Source organism: Paenibacillus agaridevorans, from assembly GCF_018604145.1.
Taxonomy (GTDB): Bacteria; Bacillota; Bacilli; order Paenibacillales; family Paenibacillaceae; genus Pristimantibacillus; species Pristimantibacillus agaridevorans.
This window is the reverse complement of record NZ_CP075889.1, coordinates 4108609-4129158: the sequence shown is the minus strand read 5'-3', so window position 1 is coordinate 4129158 and position 20550 is coordinate 4108609. Positions and strand designations below refer to the sequence as shown.

The 20550-nt window shown below is 55.1% G+C and carries 12 protein-coding genes; all 12 read left to right on the top strand.

The features are described 5' to 3' along the window. The first annotated feature begins 11 nt into the window (after nt 1-11). The 12 genes from KJW29_RS17335 to KJW29_RS17280 all read left to right on the top strand — a co-directional run bounded on the left by KJW29_RS17335 (nt 12) and on the right by KJW29_RS17280 (nt 20532). A complete protein-coding gene (locus KJW29_RS17335; protein ID WP_214630715.1) occupies nt 12-3143 on the top strand; it encodes a glycoside hydrolase family 3 N-terminal domain-containing protein in 3132 nt (1043 codons plus the stop codon). 99 nt (nt 3144-3242) lie between these two features. Continuing rightward, nucleotides 3243-5048, top strand: a complete 1806-nt coding sequence (locus KJW29_RS17330) for a sensor histidine kinase (RefSeq protein ID WP_214630714.1) — start codon at nt 3243-3245, stop codon at nt 5046-5048. Then, the gene (locus KJW29_RS17325; RefSeq protein WP_214630713.1) at nt 5041-6432 is read left to right on the top strand and encodes a response regulator transcription factor; all 1392 of its coding nucleotides are present in this window, start codon (nt 5041-5043) and stop codon (nt 6430-6432) included. The genes KJW29_RS17330 and KJW29_RS17325 overlap by 8 nt, the downstream gene beginning before the upstream one ends. Nucleotides 6433-6935: 503 nt before the next feature. After that, nucleotides 6936-8255, top strand: coding sequence for an ABC transporter substrate-binding protein (locus tag KJW29_RS17320; RefSeq protein WP_108993923.1), 1320 nt, complete (start codon nt 6936-6938; stop codon nt 8253-8255). Between the two features lie 52 nt (nt 8256-8307). Continuing rightward, nucleotides 8308-9198 carry a carbohydrate ABC transporter permease gene (locus KJW29_RS17315; RefSeq protein ID WP_425517542.1) on the top strand — a complete coding sequence of 297 codons (891 nt, stop codon included), beginning with the start codon at nt 8308-8310 and terminating at the stop codon, nt 9196-9198. 71 nt (nt 9199-9269) lie between these two features. After that, nucleotides 9270-10091 carry a carbohydrate ABC transporter permease gene (locus KJW29_RS17310; RefSeq protein WP_214631181.1) on the top strand — a complete coding sequence of 274 codons (822 nt, stop codon included), beginning with the start codon at nt 9270-9272 and terminating at the stop codon, nt 10089-10091. Between the two features lie 14 nt (nt 10092-10105). Further along, entirely contained in the window at nt 10106-11992 is a 1887-nt protein-coding gene (locus KJW29_RS17305; protein ID WP_246608758.1) for a glycoside hydrolase family 5 protein, read from the top strand. A 194-nt stretch (nt 11993-12186) separates the two neighbouring features. Beyond that, the gene (locus KJW29_RS17300) at nt 12187-12651 is read left to right on the top strand and encodes an MEKHLA domain-containing protein (RefSeq protein ID WP_214630712.1); all 465 of its coding nucleotides are present in this window, start codon (nt 12187-12189) and stop codon (nt 12649-12651) included. Between the two features lie 20 nt (nt 12652-12671). Further along, entirely contained in the window at nt 12672-13550 is an 879-nt protein-coding gene (locus KJW29_RS17295) for a DUF72 domain-containing protein (RefSeq protein WP_214630711.1), read from the top strand. Nucleotides 13551-13913: 363 nt separating this feature from the next. Beyond that, the gene (locus KJW29_RS17290; protein WP_214630710.1) at nt 13914-17750 is read left to right on the top strand and encodes a polysaccharide lyase family 8 super-sandwich domain-containing protein; all 3837 of its coding nucleotides are present in this window, start codon (nt 13914-13916) and stop codon (nt 17748-17750) included. A 168-nt stretch (nt 17751-17918) separates the two neighbouring features. Continuing rightward, nucleotides 17919-19562: an extracellular solute-binding protein gene (locus KJW29_RS17285; protein ID WP_214630709.1), complete on the top strand. Its 1644-nt coding sequence runs from the start codon at nt 17919-17921 to the stop codon at nt 19560-19562. A 64-nt stretch (nt 19563-19626) separates the two neighbouring features. Continuing rightward, the gene (locus KJW29_RS17280; protein WP_087565992.1) at nt 19627-20532 is read left to right on the top strand and encodes an ABC transporter permease; all 906 of its coding nucleotides are present in this window, start codon (nt 19627-19629) and stop codon (nt 20530-20532) included. Nucleotides 20533-20550 lie beyond the last annotated feature (18 nt).

Here is a 20550-nt window from a genome sequence, read left to right as displayed (position 1 = left end):
AGGCTGAAGCCATGAGTGGAACAATGAAGCTTAAGCAATGGGTATCTGCCGTTTTGGCCGCGGCTATGCTGGCGACGATGGCGGCGTTTCCCGGCAAAGCTTACGCGAACGATTACCAGAATCCGTCTCTGCCAGTCGAGCAGCGTGTGGCGGATCTTCTGGGACGCATGACCTTGCAGGAGAAGGTTGGGCAAATGCTGCAGGTGGAGCGGCTCGCCGCTACGCCTGCCCAGGTAGGAGCCAATTACATCGGCTCCGTATTAAGCGGGGGAGGATCCAATCCTTCCCCCAATACGAAGGAAAGCTGGGCCTCCATGGTGAACGGCTACCAGGCGGCAGCGGTAGGCACGCGGCTCGGTATCCCCATTTTGTACGGGGTAGATGCGGTGCACGGCCACAATAATGTCTATGGCGCGACGATCTTTCCGCATAACGTCGGATTGGGAGCGACGGGGGACGAAGACCTGGCGCGCCGGATCGGAGCCGCTACCGCCAGGGAGATTAGAGCCACTGGCATTCAGTGGGATTTTGCGCCGTGCTTGTGCGCGCCGCAGGATATCCGCTGGGGCAGGACGTACGAAGGTTACTCCGAGGATTCGGCCTTGGTGGCCAGATTGGGAACGGCGTTCGTGGAAGGACTGCAGGGACGGCCGGGCGAAGCAGGTTTTCTGAAGGGGACGAAGGCCGTCGGCACCATCAAACATTGGCTGGGCGACGGCAACACGACGGCGGGCGACGATCAGGGCAACGTGACTTTAATGGAGAGCGCGCTGGACCCCTACATTCAGCCCTATAGGGAAGCCATCGCGGCTGGAGCAAGATCGGTCATGATCTCTCTTACTACCTGGAACGGGGCCAAAATGCATGCCGATCCTTATCTCGTCACTACGATGCTCAAGCAAGACCTTGGGTTCGACGGCATGGTCGTCTCCGATTGGAACGGGGCGTATTCTTTGGTGAACCAGGGCGTATATCCCAATTATTCGGAGGCGCTGAAGGCGACGGTGAATGCGGGTATCGACATGTTTATGGAGCCGGACAACTGGACGCAATTTATCCCTACCCTGACGGCTCTTGTAAACGGAGGGCATGTGAGCCAAGCCCGCATTAACGATGCCGTATCGCGCATTCTCAAAGTCAAATTCGAGGCTGGCCTGTTCGAAGCGCCTTACGGCGATCCGTCGCTGTTGACGGATGGCTCGTTCGGAGGAGCGGAGCATCGGGCGCTAGCCCGCGAGGCGGTACGCAAGTCCGCGGTGCTTCTCAAGAACGAAGGCAAGCTGCTGCCGCTCTCAAAGAATGCCAAGGTGTTCGTCGCAGGCTCCAAGGCCAGCGATATCGGCACGCAGTCTGGAGGATGGACGATCAGTTGGCAAGGCTCCTCCGGCGGGATAACGCCGGGCACGACGATTTTGCAAGGCATCCAGGGGGCCGTGACAAATGCCGCAAACGTCACTTACTCCGCTAACGGCATGGGAGCCGCAGGTCATGACGCCGCCATCGTCGTCGTCGGAGAAGCGCCGTCGGCGGAGATGATGGGCGACGTTGGTCCCGGCCAGCCGCGTCCGGATTTGAACCTCGGCGCGGCAGACCAAGCGGCGCTCGCGAACGTGTTGGCAAGCGGCGTTCCGACCGCGGTCGTCATGCTGTCCGGCAGACCGATGACCATAGGCGGACTGCTGCCGAATTGGGAGGCGTTCGTGGCGGCATGGCTGCCAGGCACGGAAGGCGCCGGCGTGGCCGATGTGCTGTTCGGCGACTACGACTTCACGGGCAAGCTGCCCTTTACTTGGCCTCGCGACATGGCGCAAATTCCGGCCAACTTCAATGACACCGGCTACTCGCCGCTGTTCCCGCTCGGCTACGGTTTAAACGCATTGGCAACTGGCGTTCGGGAGCTCCCTGGTGCGATCGAAGCGGAGAACTTCAATGCTTCGTTCGGCGTGCAGACCGAGGCGGCGACGGATGCGAGCGGCGGTCTAAACGTTGGTTTCATTGATGCGGGAGATTGGATGGACTATCGCGTTTTTGCTCCCGTCGCAGGCTCTTATCGACTTCGGGTTCGCGTCGCGAGCGGCCATGCAGGAGGAGCGCCTAATGCCGTCGGCGTCGCCTCGGGCGGAACGTCTTTGGCGACGCTAAGCGTTCCCGGCACGGGAGGCTGGCAGTCCTGGACGACCGTGCAAGAGACGGTCGCGCTGGCGGCAGGCACGCAGACCTTGCGGCTCTCCGCGCTTGCGGGAGGGTGGAACGCGAATTGGCTGGAGCTGATTCCGGTTTCAGCCGCGGCTTCGGGCAATCTGCTTGCCAATCCGGGCTTCGAATCGGGAGGCGCGGCCGGCTGGAACGAATGGAACGGAGGCGTGGCGGCGCAGAGCGTCGATACGGATATGCCGTATGACGGCGCCAGCAAGCTGACGCATTGGGCGGCTTCCGATTACCGGCAGCTTACCCGTCAGACGGTGAGCGTTCCGAACGGCTTGTACCGGCTAAGCGTGAAAGCGAGAACGGGCGGCGGGCAGAACGCGCTCCATCTGTACGCCAAGACGTCGGACAACGAGCGGCGAGCGAATATTTCCAGTGCCGGCTCGCAATATTGGAAGTCGTACGAAATAGATCGGATCGCAGTGACAAATGGCATCATCGAGATCGGCGTCTGGTCAGACGCCAAAGCCGGCAATTGGGCGGCCTTCGACGCTTTCGAGCTTACGCCGGCCAATCTGCTTGCCAATCCGGGCTTCGAGCCGGGCGGCATGGCCGGATGGAACGAATGGCATAGCGGCCCGCTCGCACAGAAGACGGATGGCGACGGACCTGCCGCGGGAAGCTACAAGCTGACGCATTGGGCGGGCACGGCGTATCAGCAGTTGACGGGGCAGACGCTGGCCGTGCCGAACGGGACCTACCGTCTAAGGGCATGGGCGCGATCCGGCACGGGACACCTGGCGCTGCAGTTGTACGCCAAGGGGTACGGCGGCGCGGAGCTAACCGCTCCGATCGCGAGCGGAACGGCAGTCTGGACCCCGTACGAGATCAGCGGCATCGCGGTGACCAACGGTACTATCGAGGTCGGTGTCTGGTCGTCTGCGAATGCCGGAGCCTGGGCCGTGTTCGATCGGTTCGAGCTCGTGCGAACCTTGTAGGCGGTAGCGCAGGAGAACGCTTACAGGAGAGCGAATTGTAGGTAAGAGATAAGACCCTTACAACAGTACGTCCCGGAGAGCCGGGAGCAGGAGGAGACTATGCCGCTGCAACGAATCAGCATCCGCTTCCGGCTAATGGTGCTTATGATCACGTTAACGACGTTGCCGGTTATTACGGTAACCTGGCAGGCTACGAACAATACGAGAAGCTCCGTGGAGAAGGAGATGATTGATGCCAACGAATCCCGAATGATCTGGGCGAGCCAATATTTGGACGAATTGATCCAGCAGGTGGATACTTTGTTTTATGCGCTTCATATCCGTTCCGACCTGATTGGCGATTTGACAAGTATCGACGATATGGAAGCGGGGGAGCGTTATCGGTTGCAGAATGCTTTATTCGCAGCTATGAACACGGCTTACTATTCGTTCTCCCGCAAGATCGACAATTTGACATTGTACATCCATGCCACGAAGCGGGCGTACTCCGTCAATTATGCCAATAGCGGCATCACCCATTCGCTGGATATTAGGGAGGGTCCGTGGAGCCGTATGTTGAGCGAACCGGCAGGCTTGTATTTCAAGGCGTCCGGCGACACGCTGAGCGCGTACCATTCTATGAACGAATTCCAGGGACAGAGGTTGATCGGCGGCATCTCCGTACGAATTGACGGCAAAGTATGGGGGCAGGCGGGAGAATTATTGCAATCGGGGCCAGAAAGCGCGATCTATCTCGTCAGCGACGAGGGCGAGCTGCTTCCCGGCTCTTCGCCGTTGCCGGACGATCCGGAGCTGCTCCGCGTGTTGGAAGGAGACAAACCGCGCTCTTCGGATGTGGCGTTCGTCAGGACGCAACACGACTATGTGTTCTCTAAGCGGGTTAGCGGCGGGGAGCTTCAGGTCATCAAGGCGATACCTGCCGCGACGATCGATGCCATCGCCCAGCGGACAATGACGGCGGGTCTATGGACCGGGGGGTTGTTTACGGCGGTATCGATTCTGCTGTCTATTGTCGTATCGCTTCGCATCAGCCGCCCTATCGTCAGCCTGGCGAAGACGATGAGGAAGTCGCATATTCACGACTTCGAGATGAAGTCCGTGCAGAGCAAGGACGAGATCGGTTTGCTGGAGGCTGGCTACAACTTCATGATGGCCCGGATGAAGGCGCTCATCGAGAATGAGTACCAGCATGAAATCGATGTCAAAAACGCTCAGTTGATCGCTTTGCAGGCGCAGATCAATCCGCATTTCCTCAATAATACGCTGCATATGATCGGAGGAATGGCGCTCGCGAAGGGCGCTCCGGAAATTTATCGAGTCACGTATGTGATAGGCGATCTTCTTCGTTATTCCATTAGTTCGGAGATGGAGCAGACGGTTCAGCTAAGCAACGAGCTGAAGCATACCGGCAACTACTTGTTTATTCAGGAGCAGCGTTTCGCGGGGCGATGTTCGGTCCAGGTGGACGCGGAGGAAGGTACGGGGGGCGTCGATATTCCGAAGTTCACTCTGCAGCCGATCGTGGAGAACGCGTTCGAGCATGGCTTGCAAGGCAAGGAAGGCGAGTGGTCGCTTGAGGTCAAGGCAAGGTTGATTCGCGGGACGCTGGTATTGATGGTGAGGGACGACGGCGTCGGGATGGGGCGCAATAAGCTGGAAGCCTTGCGGAAGGAGTTGGCTTCTGGCGAACGGACTTCCGCGTCCGCTTCTGCTTCCGAAGAGGGGCGAAGCCGGCGCGGCATCGGTCTCTCCAATGTGCACGGGAGGATCGCTATTCGTTATGGCAGACGTTACGGAGTCAGGCTGTTCAGCTCGGAAGGCAAGGGCACGCTAGTCGTGCTGACGATGCCGGCCGACGGCCTGGCTGGTGAAGGCGCAAGCGAGAAGGGGGAACGGCATGTATAACGTATTTATCATGGACGACGAGCCGTGGTCGAGGGAGGTCGTTAAGGCGCTTGGCGAGTGGGAAAAGCTTGGGCTCCGCGTGGCGGGAGAAGCCGAGGATGGCACGGAGGGGCTGCGGCAAATCGGCGATCAGCTCCCCGATATCGTTGTAACGGATATGCGAATGCCCGGCATCGATGGTGCTGAGCTGCTGCAGGCGCTTCATGTGCGCCATCCCGGCACGAAGCTGATCGTCATGAGCGGTTATGACGATTTCATCTATACAAAAGGTGCGATCCGGTCCAGAGCCATGGAGTATTTGCTCAAGCCGATCAGCCCAGAGGACTTGAATGCTGCTCTTGCGAGATGCAAGGAGGAGCTGGACCGCGAAGCGGGCACCCGCTCCTCCATTTTCGCAAGCGGCGAAGACGCGCAGCGTTACGCCGGTCACCGCGCCCGCATCTATGCCAGCTTGCTCACGCTGGACAAAGTGCGGATAGCAGGCTCCTTCGAGACGCTTGCCCGCGAGCTTGCAAGCGCGAAGACAAGCGTGGCGGAAGCCGGCGGCTCGTCCCGGATCGCGAGCGATTTGCTGTTCATGCTGGAGCAGTTTCTGTCCGAGCAGGAAGTGACGCTGGAGCAGCTGCTCCTTGACAGGGGCGTTGCCGGCGCCGGGGCTGCGGAGAAGGAAGGCGCCTCCGGCACTGGCTCCGATGCCGGTGCCGACGCAGGCGTGGGTCCGGGCACGGTCAAAAGCAGCGTCATCGACAATGGTTCTGTTGCCGGTGCCGACGGTGCCCTAGGCCCGGGCGTGAACGAGAGCAGCTCCATGGATGCTGGCTCTTTTACCGACGAAGGTGCAGATCAGGGCACGAACAGGAGCAGCGCCACCTTCGCAGGCTTTGTTACCGGTATCTGTCCGGGAAACGAAACCTCTCCAAACATAAAGAAGAACCCTATGATTGATACGGCCACGGGCTCCGTTACATTGAGGAGCGCAGCCTCTCCGCAAGAGGCTGCGCTGGCTGTTGGCGAGATTTACGCTTTGGCCGTCGAGGGGCTGCTCTCCTTGCGTCAGTCCCGTAGCAGGCTGGATATGGAGGATGTCGTCGCCTACATTGACGCCCATTTTCAGGACGCGATCTCGCTGGAGACGGTATCGGGGCAATTCCTGATCAGCCGGGAGCATCTCAGCCGCGCGTTTAAAGCACGTACGGGCGAGAACCTCTCGGATTATATCGTGCGCAAACGGATGGAGAAGGCGCGTTCCCTCATTGCAGTGGACCGTCTGCCTATCAAGCACGCAGCTCAACTGTCGGGATATGAAGACATCGCGTATTTCTACCGAGTGTTCAAAAAACACTTCGGCATTACGCCGGGAGAGCTCCGCAAAGAGGGAGAGTAAGTGGTATTTCCCTTCTGCTGCGGGGCTGGCTGGCAGGCGGGACGATCAAATGTGTATGAAAAACCGAGCAAAAAGCGACGTTGGCGGGGGCGCGAGGGCAAATGTGAATGAAAAAGCGAGTTCATTGGGGCGCTGGCAGGCGGGGACGAGCACATGTGTATGAAAAACCGAGCACAATGCGACGTTGGCGGGTCTAAGAGGGCAAATGTGTATGAAAAACCGAGTACAATGCGATGTTGGCGAGGGCGCGAGGGCAAATGTGTATGAAAAAGCGAGTTCATTGGGGCGCTGGCAGAGGCGCGAGGGCAAATGTGTATGAAAAACCGAGCACAATGCGACGTTGGCGGGTCTAAGAGGGCACATGTGTATGAAAAACCGAGCACAATGCGCCACCGTCGCCCCACATCAATATTGTACAAATAGCGACGTTAAAATCCTCGAAAGAAAGCGCTTAATTTCTTCGTTATACTGAAGCTGCATCTAACTCATAGGGGGAATTCACAATGAAGAGAGCGCTTCATCTGCTGCTGACGCTGACGATGGTAATCGCGGTACTGGCGGCTTGCAGTTCGGGGAATAACGGCAACGGAGCGAACAACGGCGCGAAGCCGACCACGGGCGGCAGCCCGACCAGCGAGGTCAAGACGACGGAGCCGCCGAAGAAGGTGGAGCTGAAGGTGTTTATGAGCTTCCCGAGATTTAAGGATCAGTTCGAGCAATATTTTGCCCAGTTCAAAGAGAAACAGCTGGCGGAGAAAAACATCGACGTCACGATCCAGCTGGAAATGCCGAACGCCGACCAGGCGAAACAAATCCTGCAATCGCGCCTGTCCTCGGGCGACGCGCCCGACTTGTATACGCTGCACGCCAACGACATTCCAACCTACTACGACGCCGGATACGTCGCGGATCTGACGGGCCAGCCGTTCGTCGGCAAGCTGTACGAAGCGGTGACGGAGACGGTCAAATACGACGGCAAGGTGGCCGCGCTGCCGTTGGAAAGCCTGTCGTGGGGATATCTGTACAACAAAACGATCTTTAAGGAGCAAGGCCTGACGCCTCCGCAAACACTCGACGAAATGAAGGCCGTGACGGAGAAGCTGCAAGCAGCGGGAATCAAGCCGTTTCTGCTTGCCTTCCAGGAATCCTGGATTCCGCAGCTGATGATGGCGTTGTCGCTGGGCGGCACGGTTTCCTCGGCGCATCCCGACTGGATTACAAAGATGAATGAAGGGACCGCTTCCTACGCCGATGTGCGCTCGGTATTCGACATCATCGATATTATTATGGCAAACGGTACGGATAAGCCGTTCGAGACGGGCAACGAAGCAGGCTCCGCGGAATTCGCAAACGGCAACGCCGCCATGTGGGTGCAAGGTTCTTGGAACGCGGAGACGATTCTGAAAGTCAATCCCGACATGGACTTCGGCGTCGCGCCGCTGCCGGTGAGCAACAATCCGGCGGACGCCATGATCAACCTGGCGACATCCACCTCGCTCGCCCTGTCCCCGACAAGCGAGAACAAAGAAGTAGCGCTTGATCTGCTTAACTACATTCTGGACGACAAAGATTCCTCGGCCCTGTTCGAAGAATTGAAGTTCAATCCTATCGCAACGGTGCATCAGTACGAGGTATTCCCTTGGGTCAACGAAGCGAGCGCCTACGTCTCCGAAGGCAAGGCCTATCTGGATCTCAAATTGCCAAACGGCGTGACGGACGAGACGGCCAAGCTGCTCCAGAGCTATTACATCAAGGACGTGACGCAAGACGACATCATCGCGGCGCTCGACAAAGTATGGCAGACCGCCGTCAAGAGCAACTAGGACAGCGCAACGGGCGGGAGAACCGTCCGGATCGGACCGGGAGTGAAAAGAAATGATGACAACGAGAACCAGAAAGATGAAGCCATCCGCGATGCTGCTCCTATTCGTCCTCCCTGCGCTTGCGTTCTACTGTGCCTTTACTTTAGCCCCCGCCATCGGGGGCATCTGGTACAGCTTGACGGATTGGAACGGACTGAACCCCGCTTACCGCATGGTGGGGTTCTCCAATTACGTCGAAGCGATGGGGGACCGTTTTTTCCTGAAATCATTATGGTTCACGTTCAAATTCGTCGCGTTCATGCTGGTGCTGCAAAATGCGATTGCGATACTGCTCGCCTTGTTCATCGAAGCCATGGGACGGAGCAAGGTCTGGTTCCGCACGATCTTTTTCATGCCGAACATGCTTAGCCTGATCATCGGCGGCTTCATGTGGATGTTTATTTTCACGCGGGTCTTCCCCTATCTGGCGGATCGAACGGGTTGGCTGCTGCTTGATCAATCGTGGATCGGCGATCCCAAGTATTCGTTTTTCTCCATTCTGGCGTTGTCGTTATGGGGCGGGGTCGGATACTTGATGGTCATCTACATTGCGGCGCTTCAAGGTGTGCCGAAAACGCTCAAGGAGGCGGCTTCGATCGACGGCGCAGGGGCGTTTACCTTGTTCCGGCATGTGACGCTGCCGATGATCTACCCGGCTCTGACAATCGGCGTTTTCCTTACGCTGAACAGCTCGTTCAAAGTGTTCGACGCGGTTTATTCGCTAACGGGGGGCGGGCCGGGCCGATCGACGCAGGTTATCGCGATCAACATTTTCGAAGAGGCGTTCAGCTTCTCCAATCGTTACGGCTACGCCAGCGCGAAGGCGATGATTCTGTTCGGCATCGTTATGATCATCACGATCATTCAACTGGCCGTCATGAAGCGCAGGGAGGTGAGAGCATGAGTGCATCTGTGCATTCCTACCATGCCAATGCTCACACCAACAACAGCACCAACAACAGTAGCGGCAAAACCATGCGCCGTCTGGGCTCCGCTTCCATGTTCCTGTTTCTGATCCTGGCGGCCGTCGTAACGATGTTCCCGATCTACATGGCGCTGCTTAACTCCGTCAAGACGCAAGGGGAGATGCTGACGAACATTCTGGCGCTCCCGACTAAGCTGGAATTCGGTAACTACGCCGATGCTTACCGCAAGACGGATTACATGCGAAGCTTGTGGAACACGGTTGTCGTCGCGGCGGTCGGACTGACAGGGATCATCCTGTTCGCGTCGATGGCGGGCTACAAGCTGTCGCGGACGCCTGGCAAGCTCAGCAGCTTCCTGTTCGGATTGTTCGTCATGTCGACGCTGATTCCGTTCCATTCCATCATGATTACGCTGGTTCGGATCAGCAGCGACATGGGGCTGCAGGGATCCGCCGTCGGTCTCGGCCTGCTCTACATCGGTCTCGGAGTAGCGGTAGCGATCTTTCTGTATCACGGTTTCGTCAAGTCCGTGCCGAAGGAACTGGACGAGGCTGCGGTCATCGACGGCTGCGGCGAATTCAAGCTTTATTTCGTCGTCATTTTGCCGCTCCTGCTGCCCATTACGGCCACGATTGCGATTCTGAACATGTTATGGATGTGGAATGATTTTTTGCTGCCGCTTCTTATTTTGACGGATTTTAAAAGCTATACGTTATTGCTGTCCACCAATATGCTGTTCGGCGAATACAATAACGACTGGTCCGCAATTCTCGCCTCGCTCGTGCTTGCCATGTTGCCGGTCATCGTCCTGTATTTGCTGCTGCAGAAGTACATTCTGCATGGCATCTCGGAAGGCGCGATCAAGTCGTAGGGAGGATAATAGAGATGAGCGCAATAAGAAACGAAGAAGTATACGGTTTCGTCAAAGCGGACGGACCCAGGCTGGTTAACGGCAGAGGAGAGCCCATCCTATTGAGGGGCGTTGGCTTCGGCAGCTGGCTGCTGCCGGAAGGTTATATGTGGCGATTCCCCGAAGGAGGCGACCGGCCTCGCCGAATCGAAGCCATGATCGAGTCGCTTGTCGGTTCCGAGGAAGCGAATCTGTTCTGGGCCGCCTACTACGACCGATACATTGCCGAGGAGGATATCGCCAAGATTGCGGAGGAAGGCTTCAATTCGGTGCGGGTGCCGATCAACGCGAGATTTCTGACGGGAGAAGGGCCGGGCGGCCGTGCCGAAGCGCATGTCGACGCAGCAGCGGGCCCGAATGAAACCAAAAGCAAGACATCGGCACAAGTTGAGGCTACGTCGTCAACGGACCGGTCCAGTCATAGCATCGATCCGTTAGAAGAGGACTCAATCGGCAATCGAGACGCACCGGACCACGAATCCGAGCCGCGCGAGCCGCTTGGGCTTCGCGAAGATCGGCTCGTGCTGCTCGACCGCGTCATCGGCTGGTGCAGAGAGCATCGGCTGTATGTCATCCTTGACCTTCACGGAGCGCCCGGCGGGCAGACAGGTACGAATATCGACGACTCCGAGCAGGATCGGCCGGAGCTTTTTACGGACGAACTCCGCGCGCGGGAAGCCGTCGCGATCTGGCGAACGCTCGCCGAACGTTACAAGGACGAGTGGATCGTCGCGGGATACGACCTCCTCAACGAGCCGCTACCGGATTGGTTCTCGAACTACAACGACCGGGTGATGCCATTGTACAAGGAGATGATCGCGGCGATCCGCGAGGCGGACGAGCGGCATATGATCATTCTGGAAGGCGTGCATTGGTCCACGGATTGGTCCATCTTCGAGAATGCCTTCGGCGAAGATCTTGTCGACCGCAACGTGCTGCTCCAATTCCACAAGTATTGGAACAATCCCGACACGGAAAGCATCGCGAAGTATCTCGACTTCCGCGACCGCTGGAACGTGCCCATCTTTATGGGCGAAGGAGGCGAGAACAACAAGGACTGGTACACGGGCGCCTTTCGGATGTTCGACGACCATGATATCTCCTGGAACTTCTGGACGTGGAAAAAGATGGACACAACGAATTCGCCTTGCTCCATCCGCAAGCCGGAGGGATGGCCGCTGCTCGTCGACTATCTGCAAGGCGGAGAGAAGCCGGAGCCGGCTGTCGCGAGGACCATTCTATGGGAATATCTTGACAACATGGCGCTGGAACGTTGCGATTATCAACCCGAGGTCGCCCGGGCACTTCTGCGCAGAGCGCCTGTACGTATTCCTGCCGTTTTTTACGGCTACAAGGGAGAAGGCACAAGCTTTGGCTTTGGCTCGGCCGAGAGGCCAACTTTTGTCAACCGTGCTGCGGCTGAGTCTGCATCCACTGCGCTAGCGGGCGTTCAATTTCGCGTCTCGGACGGAACGCGCATCGCGTTCGTCCAAAGTGATCGCGAGACGGCGACGTTCGCACATGGCGGGGGGGAAGAATGGGAGCTTGATCAGTGGTTATGCATGGAGATGACCGTCGGAGACTGGTTTGTTTACGACTTTGAACGAAGCGGCGAAGGAAAGAGGACGGGCGAAGACCCGGAGCTGAATGTGGTTCTTAGACTACAGTCGATAGACGGCAACGGGAAGCTTCGGTTGGCTCTTAACGACGGTAGCTCCGTTACCCTGGACGTGCAAGAGACCGATTGGCATACAGGACAAACAGTTAGTCGAGTTGCCCATTCGGAAGGAACCCAGAGCTTGCGCCTGACCTGTTTGGAAGGCAAAATCCGCGTGATGTGGGTGAATATAGGGGGAAGCTGACGAATCGCTTCGCTTGAACGCCGACTAGGATCCGCCCGCAATCAATGGCAGAGCGGTCAGGTTAGCACGGAAACATCGTTTGCCTTTAACATTATAGAGCCGCGTTGGACACTAGTCCGCGCGGCTCTTGCACTTGATATAGCCTTCCAGATACGGCATGATGGAATCAACAGGTTAAGAGGGGAGATAGGACGTTGACACAGGAGATAAGGGGAAGCGGCACGAGGGAGATCCATGCCCGGCTGCTGCTGGACAGTTACCGTCGGCTCACGGGCAAGGAGCTGCTTCGCGTCCCGGACGGAGCCGATCCCGCCGCCGTCATCGAGGAGGCAGACATTATCGTGTTGTCTCACGACACGGAGCAGGACCCCGTGCTAAACTACGGCAACCGGGCGGCGAGAGCGCTTTGGGAAATGGATATGGAGACCTTCGTCCGGACACCGTCGCGGCTGACGGCTGAGCCTATGGAGCGCGAAGAGCGGGCGCGTTTCCTTGCGCAAGTCGCTGAACGAGGGTATGTCGACGATTATACGGGCATACGCATCTCGAGTACGGGCAAACGATTTTATATCGTGAATGCAACGGTATGGAATCTAGTGGACGACTATGGGGTTAATCGCGGACAAGCGGCGACTTTCTCGGCATTTACATACATCTAGGCACGAAGGAGGGACACAGGATGACCCTATTGATCGGGCTTGCCGGGTGGGGCGATCACGACACCTTGTACCCCACTGGAACGAAGCAAGGAGAGAAGCTTAACGTGTACGGCAGCCACTTTCCCGTTGTCGAGGTGGACAGCACGTTTTATGCGATACAGCCGCCCCAGAGGTTCGAGGCTTGGGTGAACGGCTCGCCTGCCACCCTGTCCTTTGTCGTCAAAGCCTATCAAGGCATGACGGGGCACCAACGCGGGCCGGCAGCTGGTAGCAACGATCCCGCCGCGATGGCGGATGCTTTTTGCCGCATGCTGGAGCCTGCGCAAAGCAGCGGGCGATTGACGGCTGCGTTGTTCCAATATCCGCCTTGGTTTGATTGCGCGAGCCGCAATGTCAGGGAGCTGCGCGAGATAAAGCGCAGAATGGAAGGTTTTCCTTGCGCCCTCGAGTTTAGGCATCAAAGCTGGTTCGATGGCGGGATGCGGGAGAGGACGCTCGATTTTATGCGGGAGGAAGGCTGGATTCATAGCGTCTGCGACGAACCTCAGGCGGGGATCGGCAGCATTCCCGAGGTGCTGGAGGCGACGGATGCGGAAACGACGATCGTAAGGTTTCATGGACGAAATGTCGCGAACTGGAATAATGGCGGCGGCCCGAACTGGAGGGAAGTCCGATATTTGTACCATTATTCGGAGCAGGAGCTGACGGAGTGGAAGTCGAAGCTGCAAAAGCTGGAGCAGCAAAGCAAACGCGTTGCCGTCATTTTCAACAACAATTCCGGCGGGCATGCCGCAGGCAATGCCAAGACGATGATGTCCTTGCTGGGATTGCGAAAGCCAGGCGGAGGAGATCCGCTTGAGCTGCCGCCTCCCGAGCCTGAGCAGCTCGAATTATTTTGAAATACAGGTTAAATCTCGGTATGAAACAAGCTGCGCCGGAAAAGAAGGCGACGGCTTTTTCACCTTGGCTCAGGCTCTTGAGAATGGCGTCATGCGCAAGGAATTGTTATTTGATAACCCGGCTTTCTAATTCATGACCAGGTTAGCATACGCCTACATTATCAACAGTTGTCGATTGTGCAGGCCGTAAAAGCGGGGCTACACTCGGTAATAGCTGCTTAGATAAGTCAGATTGTTTCAATAGGTTCGGAAATTTATTGCGGATTCCGGTTTTTAGAAAGGGGTGCAAATGGTAGAAGGGAATGTCGACTCGAATCTTGAAAGCACTTACAAAAATGAGGTTTGACAGGAGGATATTCGTGTATGAAATCATTTATCTGTAAAATTTTGATTGCGGTACTGTTTCTGATGACGGCCGCCATCCCTCATCCTTATGGAAACTTATCAAGCCAGGCATCGGCCAATGCGGTAACGGTAGACGAATTCGATGCGCTTCGAAATAAATTCGCAGGCGATACTTCTTACGATGTCAATGATCCGGATATCGCTACCAAGCTGGCCAGAATATCAAATACGGGACAGCTTCACTGGGATACGTTAATTAAAGATCCGGCACGCACCTATTTATGGAACGATCTTAACAATCCGATCCGATCGCACCATATGGCATCCAGCTACTCTCGGGTCGAAGCGATGGCGGTTGCCTATTCGACGATAGGTTCGTCCTTGTACGGGAATAACATGCTTAGAGACGACATTGTATCGGCCATGGATTGGCTGCACGATAATCGATATAACGATACGCTGTCGTCCGGATGGGAAACCGTAGACAATAGCTGGTATCATTGGGAGATCGGGGCGCCGCAAAGCATAACGGCTGTCGTCATGTTAATGTACGACGAGTTTACAAACTCGCAAATTACAAACTATATGAATGCCGTCTACAAATTTTCGTCCGATCCGAACATCCGATTGATGACCGGCGCCAACCTGATGTGGAAAACGCAAATTATGGCTTATCACGGCATCATCGTAAAGTCCGAGGAATTATTGGAAATCGCGAGAGATCGCGTCAGTCTGATCCTTCCTTACTCGGAAAGCGGAGATGGATTTTATAGAGACGGTTCCTTTATCCAGCATATCAAGCACCCCTATAACGGCGGGTACGGAAAGTCGCTGCTCGGGGAGATCGCAGTCATCGTGGACCTGCTGCATGGGTCAAGATGGGAAGTGACGGACCCGAATTTAAGTCATCTCTACGAGTGGATCTATCAATCCTTCGAGCCCTTGATTTATAAGGGCGCCATGATGGACATGGTCCGGGGAAGAGAAATTTCAAGATATGCATTCCAGGATCATGCCGTTGGCCATTTGACGATGGCTGCTATTCTTCGTATATCCCAATTTGCTCCTCCTGCCGATGCGGCCAGAATGAAGAGCATGCTGAAATATTGGATTCAGGCGGATACGTTTAGAAATTTTTATGCAAGCGGACCGATAGACAATACGATATTGGCGAAAGAGATTATGGCGGATCAATCGATTGTCTCCAGAGGAGAGTTGATCGAGCATAAGCAATTCTCCAATATGGATCGGGCCGTTCATCTTAGGCCGGGATTCGGTATCGGGCTTAGCATGTCTTCCAACCGCATTTATAATTACGAGTCGATCAGCAATGTAAACATGAAGGCGTGGTACACGGCCGATGGAATGACTTATTTGTATAACAACGACTTGTCGCAATACAGCGAAGAATTTTGGTCTACGGTTAATCCTTACCGAATGCCGGGAACGACTGTGGATACGCTTGCGAGAACGGTGACCGGCATCCCTTATCAAAAGGAATATTTGAGTCCCAATACGTGGGTAGGCGGTTCTGTGTTCGATGGGCTTTACGGAGCGGTTGGCATGGATTTGAAGGCGTCAGGCGATTTGAATGCAAACGGCGATGTCATGACCCCAAGCTCGCTAACGGCGAAAAAGTCCTGGTTTATGTTTGACGATGAAGCGGTTGCGCTCGGCGCCGGAATTACAAGCACGGATAACCGCGCGATCGAGACGATTGTCGAAAATAGAAAGCTGAACGCCATCGGCGATAATGCGTTGACCGTAAACGGGACATTGAAATCGGATGCGATTGGCTGGTCGGAGACGATGTCGGGCGTTAACTGGGCTCATCTGGAAGGAAGCGTGCCGGGTTCGGACATCGGCTACTATTTCCCAGACTCGCCGACGATCAAAAGCTTGAGGGAAGCAAGATCGGGACGATGGGGAGATATCTCGACATCCAGTTTGCCAAGCCTGGATCCTCTGGTTACACGAAACTATCTTTCTTTATGGTTTGATCATGGCAATAATCCGGATGATGCTGCCTATGCTTATGTTTTGCTGCCGAACCGGGACGAAGCGGGGACGGAGAGCTACAGCCAAAATCCAACCATCCAAATTTTGCAAAACACGAGCGAAATTCAAGCCGTAACGGAAACGAGTCTTGGCCTGACGGGCATTAATTTCTGGGAAGGCGGCATGTATGAAGATGTGTGGTCGTATAATCCGTCTTCCGTTATGATGAAGGATGCCGCCGGAGAACTGACGTTTGCGGTATCCGACCCTACGCATACGAGCGACAAGCTTGTGTTCGAAATCGACAAGGTTGGAACATCGGTCATCAGCGCGGATCCATCCGTTACCGTTCTGCGTACGACGCCGAACATCAAAGTCGAAGTCAACACGGCTGATTCGCGCGGCGGCACTCACAGTTTCAAGCTGGCTTACGACACGGCAGCCCCTGCACCGGGATTCGGCGGGCCGGAATTGGGTCAAGTTCATTTGACGGCCGACAAGTCCGTCGTGCTTGTCGGCGACAGCGCCGCATTGGATGTTTCCGCTAGTCTGGAGGACGGTCAACCCCTTGATTTATCGAATGCGGTTGTCGAATTCAGCAGCGATAATCCAACGCTTGCCACTGTCGATCAGTCCGGCAATGTGACGGCATTAAATGGAGGCACCGTCCATCTTACGGCCACCGTAACCCATGCAGCCGTTACAAGAGCGGCAACGATAACGATACGCATCCCATATGGTCAAGCCATCGTTGTCGATCTGCACCCCGTTGAGGACGCTTTCGTCAGAAGCGGAGCCTACGCCGAAACCAATTATGGAAATTCGACAAGGCTTGAAGTCAATGGAGGCGGGGGCGATTTCCATCGCCGTTCCTATTTGAAATATGATCTAAGCCCGATTATAGGCGAGATTTTTTCTTCGCAGCTCTATGTTTACGGTTCCGGCAATCCAAAGGAAAACAAGCTTTATAGCGTCGAAAATGACAATTGGACAGAGACAGCCGTTAATTGGAATAACAAACCCGCGCAAGTCGATTATCTGGCATCGGCATTTACGGATACGGCGGCTGCGTATCATGAGCTTGATATAACGGATTATATATTCGGCCAAGATGCCGGCGACCAGATCGCAAGCTTGGCCATTATGCAGGACGGTACCGGTCAATACACATCGTTTAACAGCAGGGAAAGCGCGAACAATAAACCGTATTTGCGGGTCAGCTCTTATTTGTTCGAGCCGGAAGATTTTGATGTGATTGTAAGCGTAGATTCCGAGGATTCGGTCCTCATTGCAGGAGAAAATGAAGTGCTGGATGTTCAAGCGGAACTTGAGACGGGCGCGCCGATTGACTTAAGTACAGCGGATATTACGTACAGCAGCGACAATCCATCCATAGTAGCCATTGATGAGAATGGAAATGTGAATCCCATCATGGCGGGTACCGCAAATCTAACCGTAACCGTTACATTAGGCAGCGTAACCAAATCGGCGACGATTGCGATTCGCGTCTATTATGAAGAAATAGTGACGGATCTTCTTCCAATCGAAGATGCGCATGTTAGAAGCGGAACATTTGCAGTCGACAATTATGGAAGCCAGGTATTGCTGGAGCTAAATAATGCCGGCGGGAACTTCAATCGTCAATCCTTCTTAAAGTTCGATTTAAGCGAAATAGAAGGCGAGATGGATTCGGCAAAGCTATATTTGTACGGAGCCATAACGGATGCGGATCAAACCAGGAACAGCAGACTGTTTAGAGTTGCGGATGACAGCTGGAGCGAGTCAAGTCTGAATTGGAATCGTTCCGAACCGATAGCGGGCCCCTCCGCAAGTGGCAGCAATGGCGTTGAAGATTGAGGATTGTTATCTAATAACCCGGCTTTCCATCTCATGACCAGGTCAACAAGCGCTTACACAATCAAGAGTTGTCGATTGTACCGCGCTCTGCGGCCGGGATACACTAAGGTCGAATCCGGAGCGCAATCAAGACGGGTTCAAACCCATATAAACAGGAGGTCATCTACATTGGCTAACAACAAAAAAAATCCGCAATGGCGGAAACAAGCCATGCTTCTCGTACTGGCATCGGCGCTTATCGCGGGATGCAGCAGCACGGGCGGCAACAACAACAATTCGGCATCGAACGGCGGAACGCCGAGCGGCACCGCTGCTCCCACGGCTACCGATTCGACGCCGTCGACGGATCCGATTACGTTGACGTATTGGACCGGCTTGAACGCAGGCGCGGCAAGATCGCTTAAGGAATACGGCGAATCCTTATTCTATCAAGAGCTGGAGAAGCGGACCAACGTAAGCGTGAAGTTCGATCATCCGGCCGTCGGCTCCGAGGCCGAGCAATTTAATCTATTGATTGCATCGAGCAAGCTGCCGGACGTTATCGAATACAATTTCACGACATACCCCGGCGGACCGGAAAAAGCGATCTCGGATAAAGTCATTATTCCTTTAAACGACGTGATCGAGCAGCATGCGCCGAATTTCAAGGCTTACCTGGACGCCAATCCGGAGATGAAAAAGGAGATCAGCACGGATAACGGAACGATCTACGCGTTTCCCGCCCTCGGTACAGGCAATTCCAACGTTAGCGGCGGCTTGGTGCTGCGCAAGGACTGGCTGGATGAGCTGGGGCTTGGGGTTCCTGAAACCATCGAGGAATGGACGAACGTCCTCACCCAATTCAAAGAAAAGAAAGGCGCGAAGACGCCTCTGACCATGACGCTCGCCGAATTCAAGAGCGAACGGTTTAACGGAGCGTTCGGCATCGGCGTTGGTTTCTACCTCGACGGCGGCCAAGTGAAATACGGTCCTATCGAGGCGGGCTACAAAGACTATCTCGCCCAGCTAAGCGCATGGTATAAGGATGGTTTGCTGGATCCCGACTTCGCTACGCAAGACGGAGCAGCCAAGGATGCAAAAGCGACCAACGGCTCGGCTGGCGCATTCCCGGCCTTTATCGGATCGGCCATGGGCAAATACTTGAACGCCAACAAGGAAAGCAATCCGGCCTACGATCTGGTGGCGGCGCAGCATCCGGTGCTGAACAAAGGAGACGAGCCGCGATTCTTCACGGCGGCTTATGATTACCGCGGCGAAAACAGCGCGGGGATTACGCCGGCGAACAAAAACGTGGAGCGGACGGCGCAATGGCTGGACTATCTGTACTCCGAGGAAGGCAATATGCTGAAGTCGTTCGGCGTAGAAGGGACGACCTATACGCTAGAAGGCGATTATCCTAAATATACGGATCTGATCGTAAATAATCCGGACGGCTTGTCCATCGGCGATGCGATGGCCAAATATTTGCGAGTGTCTACTCCTTCGCCTGGTTTTGTCGGCGATGATCGTTACACCGAACAATATTACAGCTTCGATCAGCAGAAGCATGCGGTTAAATTATTCAATCAATATTACGACAACCTGAAGGAGACTCGTCTGCCCCGCGTAACGCCGACGGATAGCGAAGGACAGGAATTGTCCTCCATCATGGCGGAGGTGAACACGTACTTCGAAGAAATGTTCATGCAGTTCGTGATGGGCGCGGCGCCAATTACCGAGTTCGACGGCTACACGGCTCAACTGAAGAAGATGGGGATCGAGCGCGCGGTTGAAATTTATCAATCGGCCTACGAGCGTTATATCCAGCGGTAGAAGCGGGGCGGAGAAGCGCTGCCTATGCGCTTCTCCGGCTGGTTAGGCATAAAGGAGGCGTCATATGCGATTCATTGCGAAGGATTACCGGCGGCACAAATATTTGTATTTCATGATCGCCCCCGTCATACTTTATTACTTCATTTTTCATTACGTTCCTATGTATGGAGCTATTATTGCTTTTAAAAACTACCGGATCGCCGACGGTTTTCTGGGCAGTTCCTGGGCGGGCTTCAGCCATTTCATCAGTTTCTTCGACAGCTATTATTTCTGGAGGCTGCTCAAAAATACGCTTCTCATCAATCTTTATTTGCTGTTGTTCTCGTTCCCGGCGCCTATTCTCTTCGCTTTGCTGATCAACGAGATCGCCGGGAAAAAATTCAAGAGCATGGTGCAGACCGTCACTTATTTGCCGCACTTCATCTCCATGATCGTCATCTGCGGGATGATTACGCAATTCGTAGCCAGAGAAGGAGTAGTCACGGATATTCTAGTCTGGTTCGGCATGGATCGTACAGCCTTGCTCGGCCACCCCGAATATTTCCGTGCGGTATACGTCATTTCGGATATTTGGCAAAGCGTTGGCTGGGGCTCCATTATTTATCTAGCGGCCATATCAGGCATCAATCCCGAGCTATACGAAGCTGCCCGCATCGACGGCGCGAATCGTTGGAAGCAAACGCTTCATATTACTTTGCCGGGACTGGCTGCCATCATCACAATTCTGTTCATTCTTAAGATCGGCAACATGCTGGATGTCGGTTTCGAGAAAATCATACTGCTGTATAATCCCAGCACGTACGTGACGGCAGACGTTATTAGCACGTTCGTGTACCGGAAAGGCTTGGGCGGGACCAATGAATTCAGTTATGCGACGGCAATCGGCCTGTTCCAATCGGCCATCAACTTCATGCTGCTGCTCGCGGCAAACCGATTCAGCAAGAAGGTAAGCGAGAACAGCCTATGGTAACGGCGCGTAACGACATTC

Excerpts from the sequence above, each read along its gene's own strand:
- KJW29_RS17320 (WP_108993923.1), top strand. The coding sequence starts at position 6,936 with ATGAAGAGAGCGCTTCATCTGCTGCTGACGCTGACGATGGTAATCGCG.
- KJW29_RS17290 (WP_214630710.1), top strand. The coding sequence starts at position 13,914 with ATGAAATCATTTATCTGTAAAATTTTGATTGCGGTACTGTTTCTGATG.
- KJW29_RS17310 (WP_214631181.1), top strand. The coding sequence starts at position 9,270 with ATGCGCCGTCTGGGCTCCGCTTCCATGTTCCTGTTTCTGATCCTGGCG.
- KJW29_RS17315 (WP_425517542.1), top strand. The coding sequence starts at position 8,308 with ATGATGACAACGAGAACCAGAAAGATGAAGCCATCCGCGATGCTGCTC.
- KJW29_RS17335 (WP_214630715.1), top strand. The coding sequence starts at position 12 with ATGAGTGGAACAATGAAGCTTAAGCAATGGGTATCTGCCGTTTTGGCC.
- KJW29_RS17280 (WP_087565992.1), top strand. The coding sequence starts at position 19,627 with ATGCGATTCATTGCGAAGGATTACCGGCGGCACAAATATTTGTATTTC.
- KJW29_RS17295 (WP_214630711.1), top strand. The coding sequence starts at position 12,672 with ATGACCCTATTGATCGGGCTTGCCGGGTGGGGCGATCACGACACCTTG.
- KJW29_RS17325 (WP_214630713.1), top strand. The coding sequence starts at position 5,041 with ATGTATAACGTATTTATCATGGACGACGAGCCGTGGTCGAGGGAGGTC.
- KJW29_RS17305 (WP_246608758.1), top strand. The coding sequence starts at position 10,106 with ATGAGCGCAATAAGAAACGAAGAAGTATACGGTTTCGTCAAAGCGGAC.
- KJW29_RS17330 (WP_214630714.1), top strand. The coding sequence starts at position 3,243 with ATGCCGCTGCAACGAATCAGCATCCGCTTCCGGCTAATGGTGCTTATG.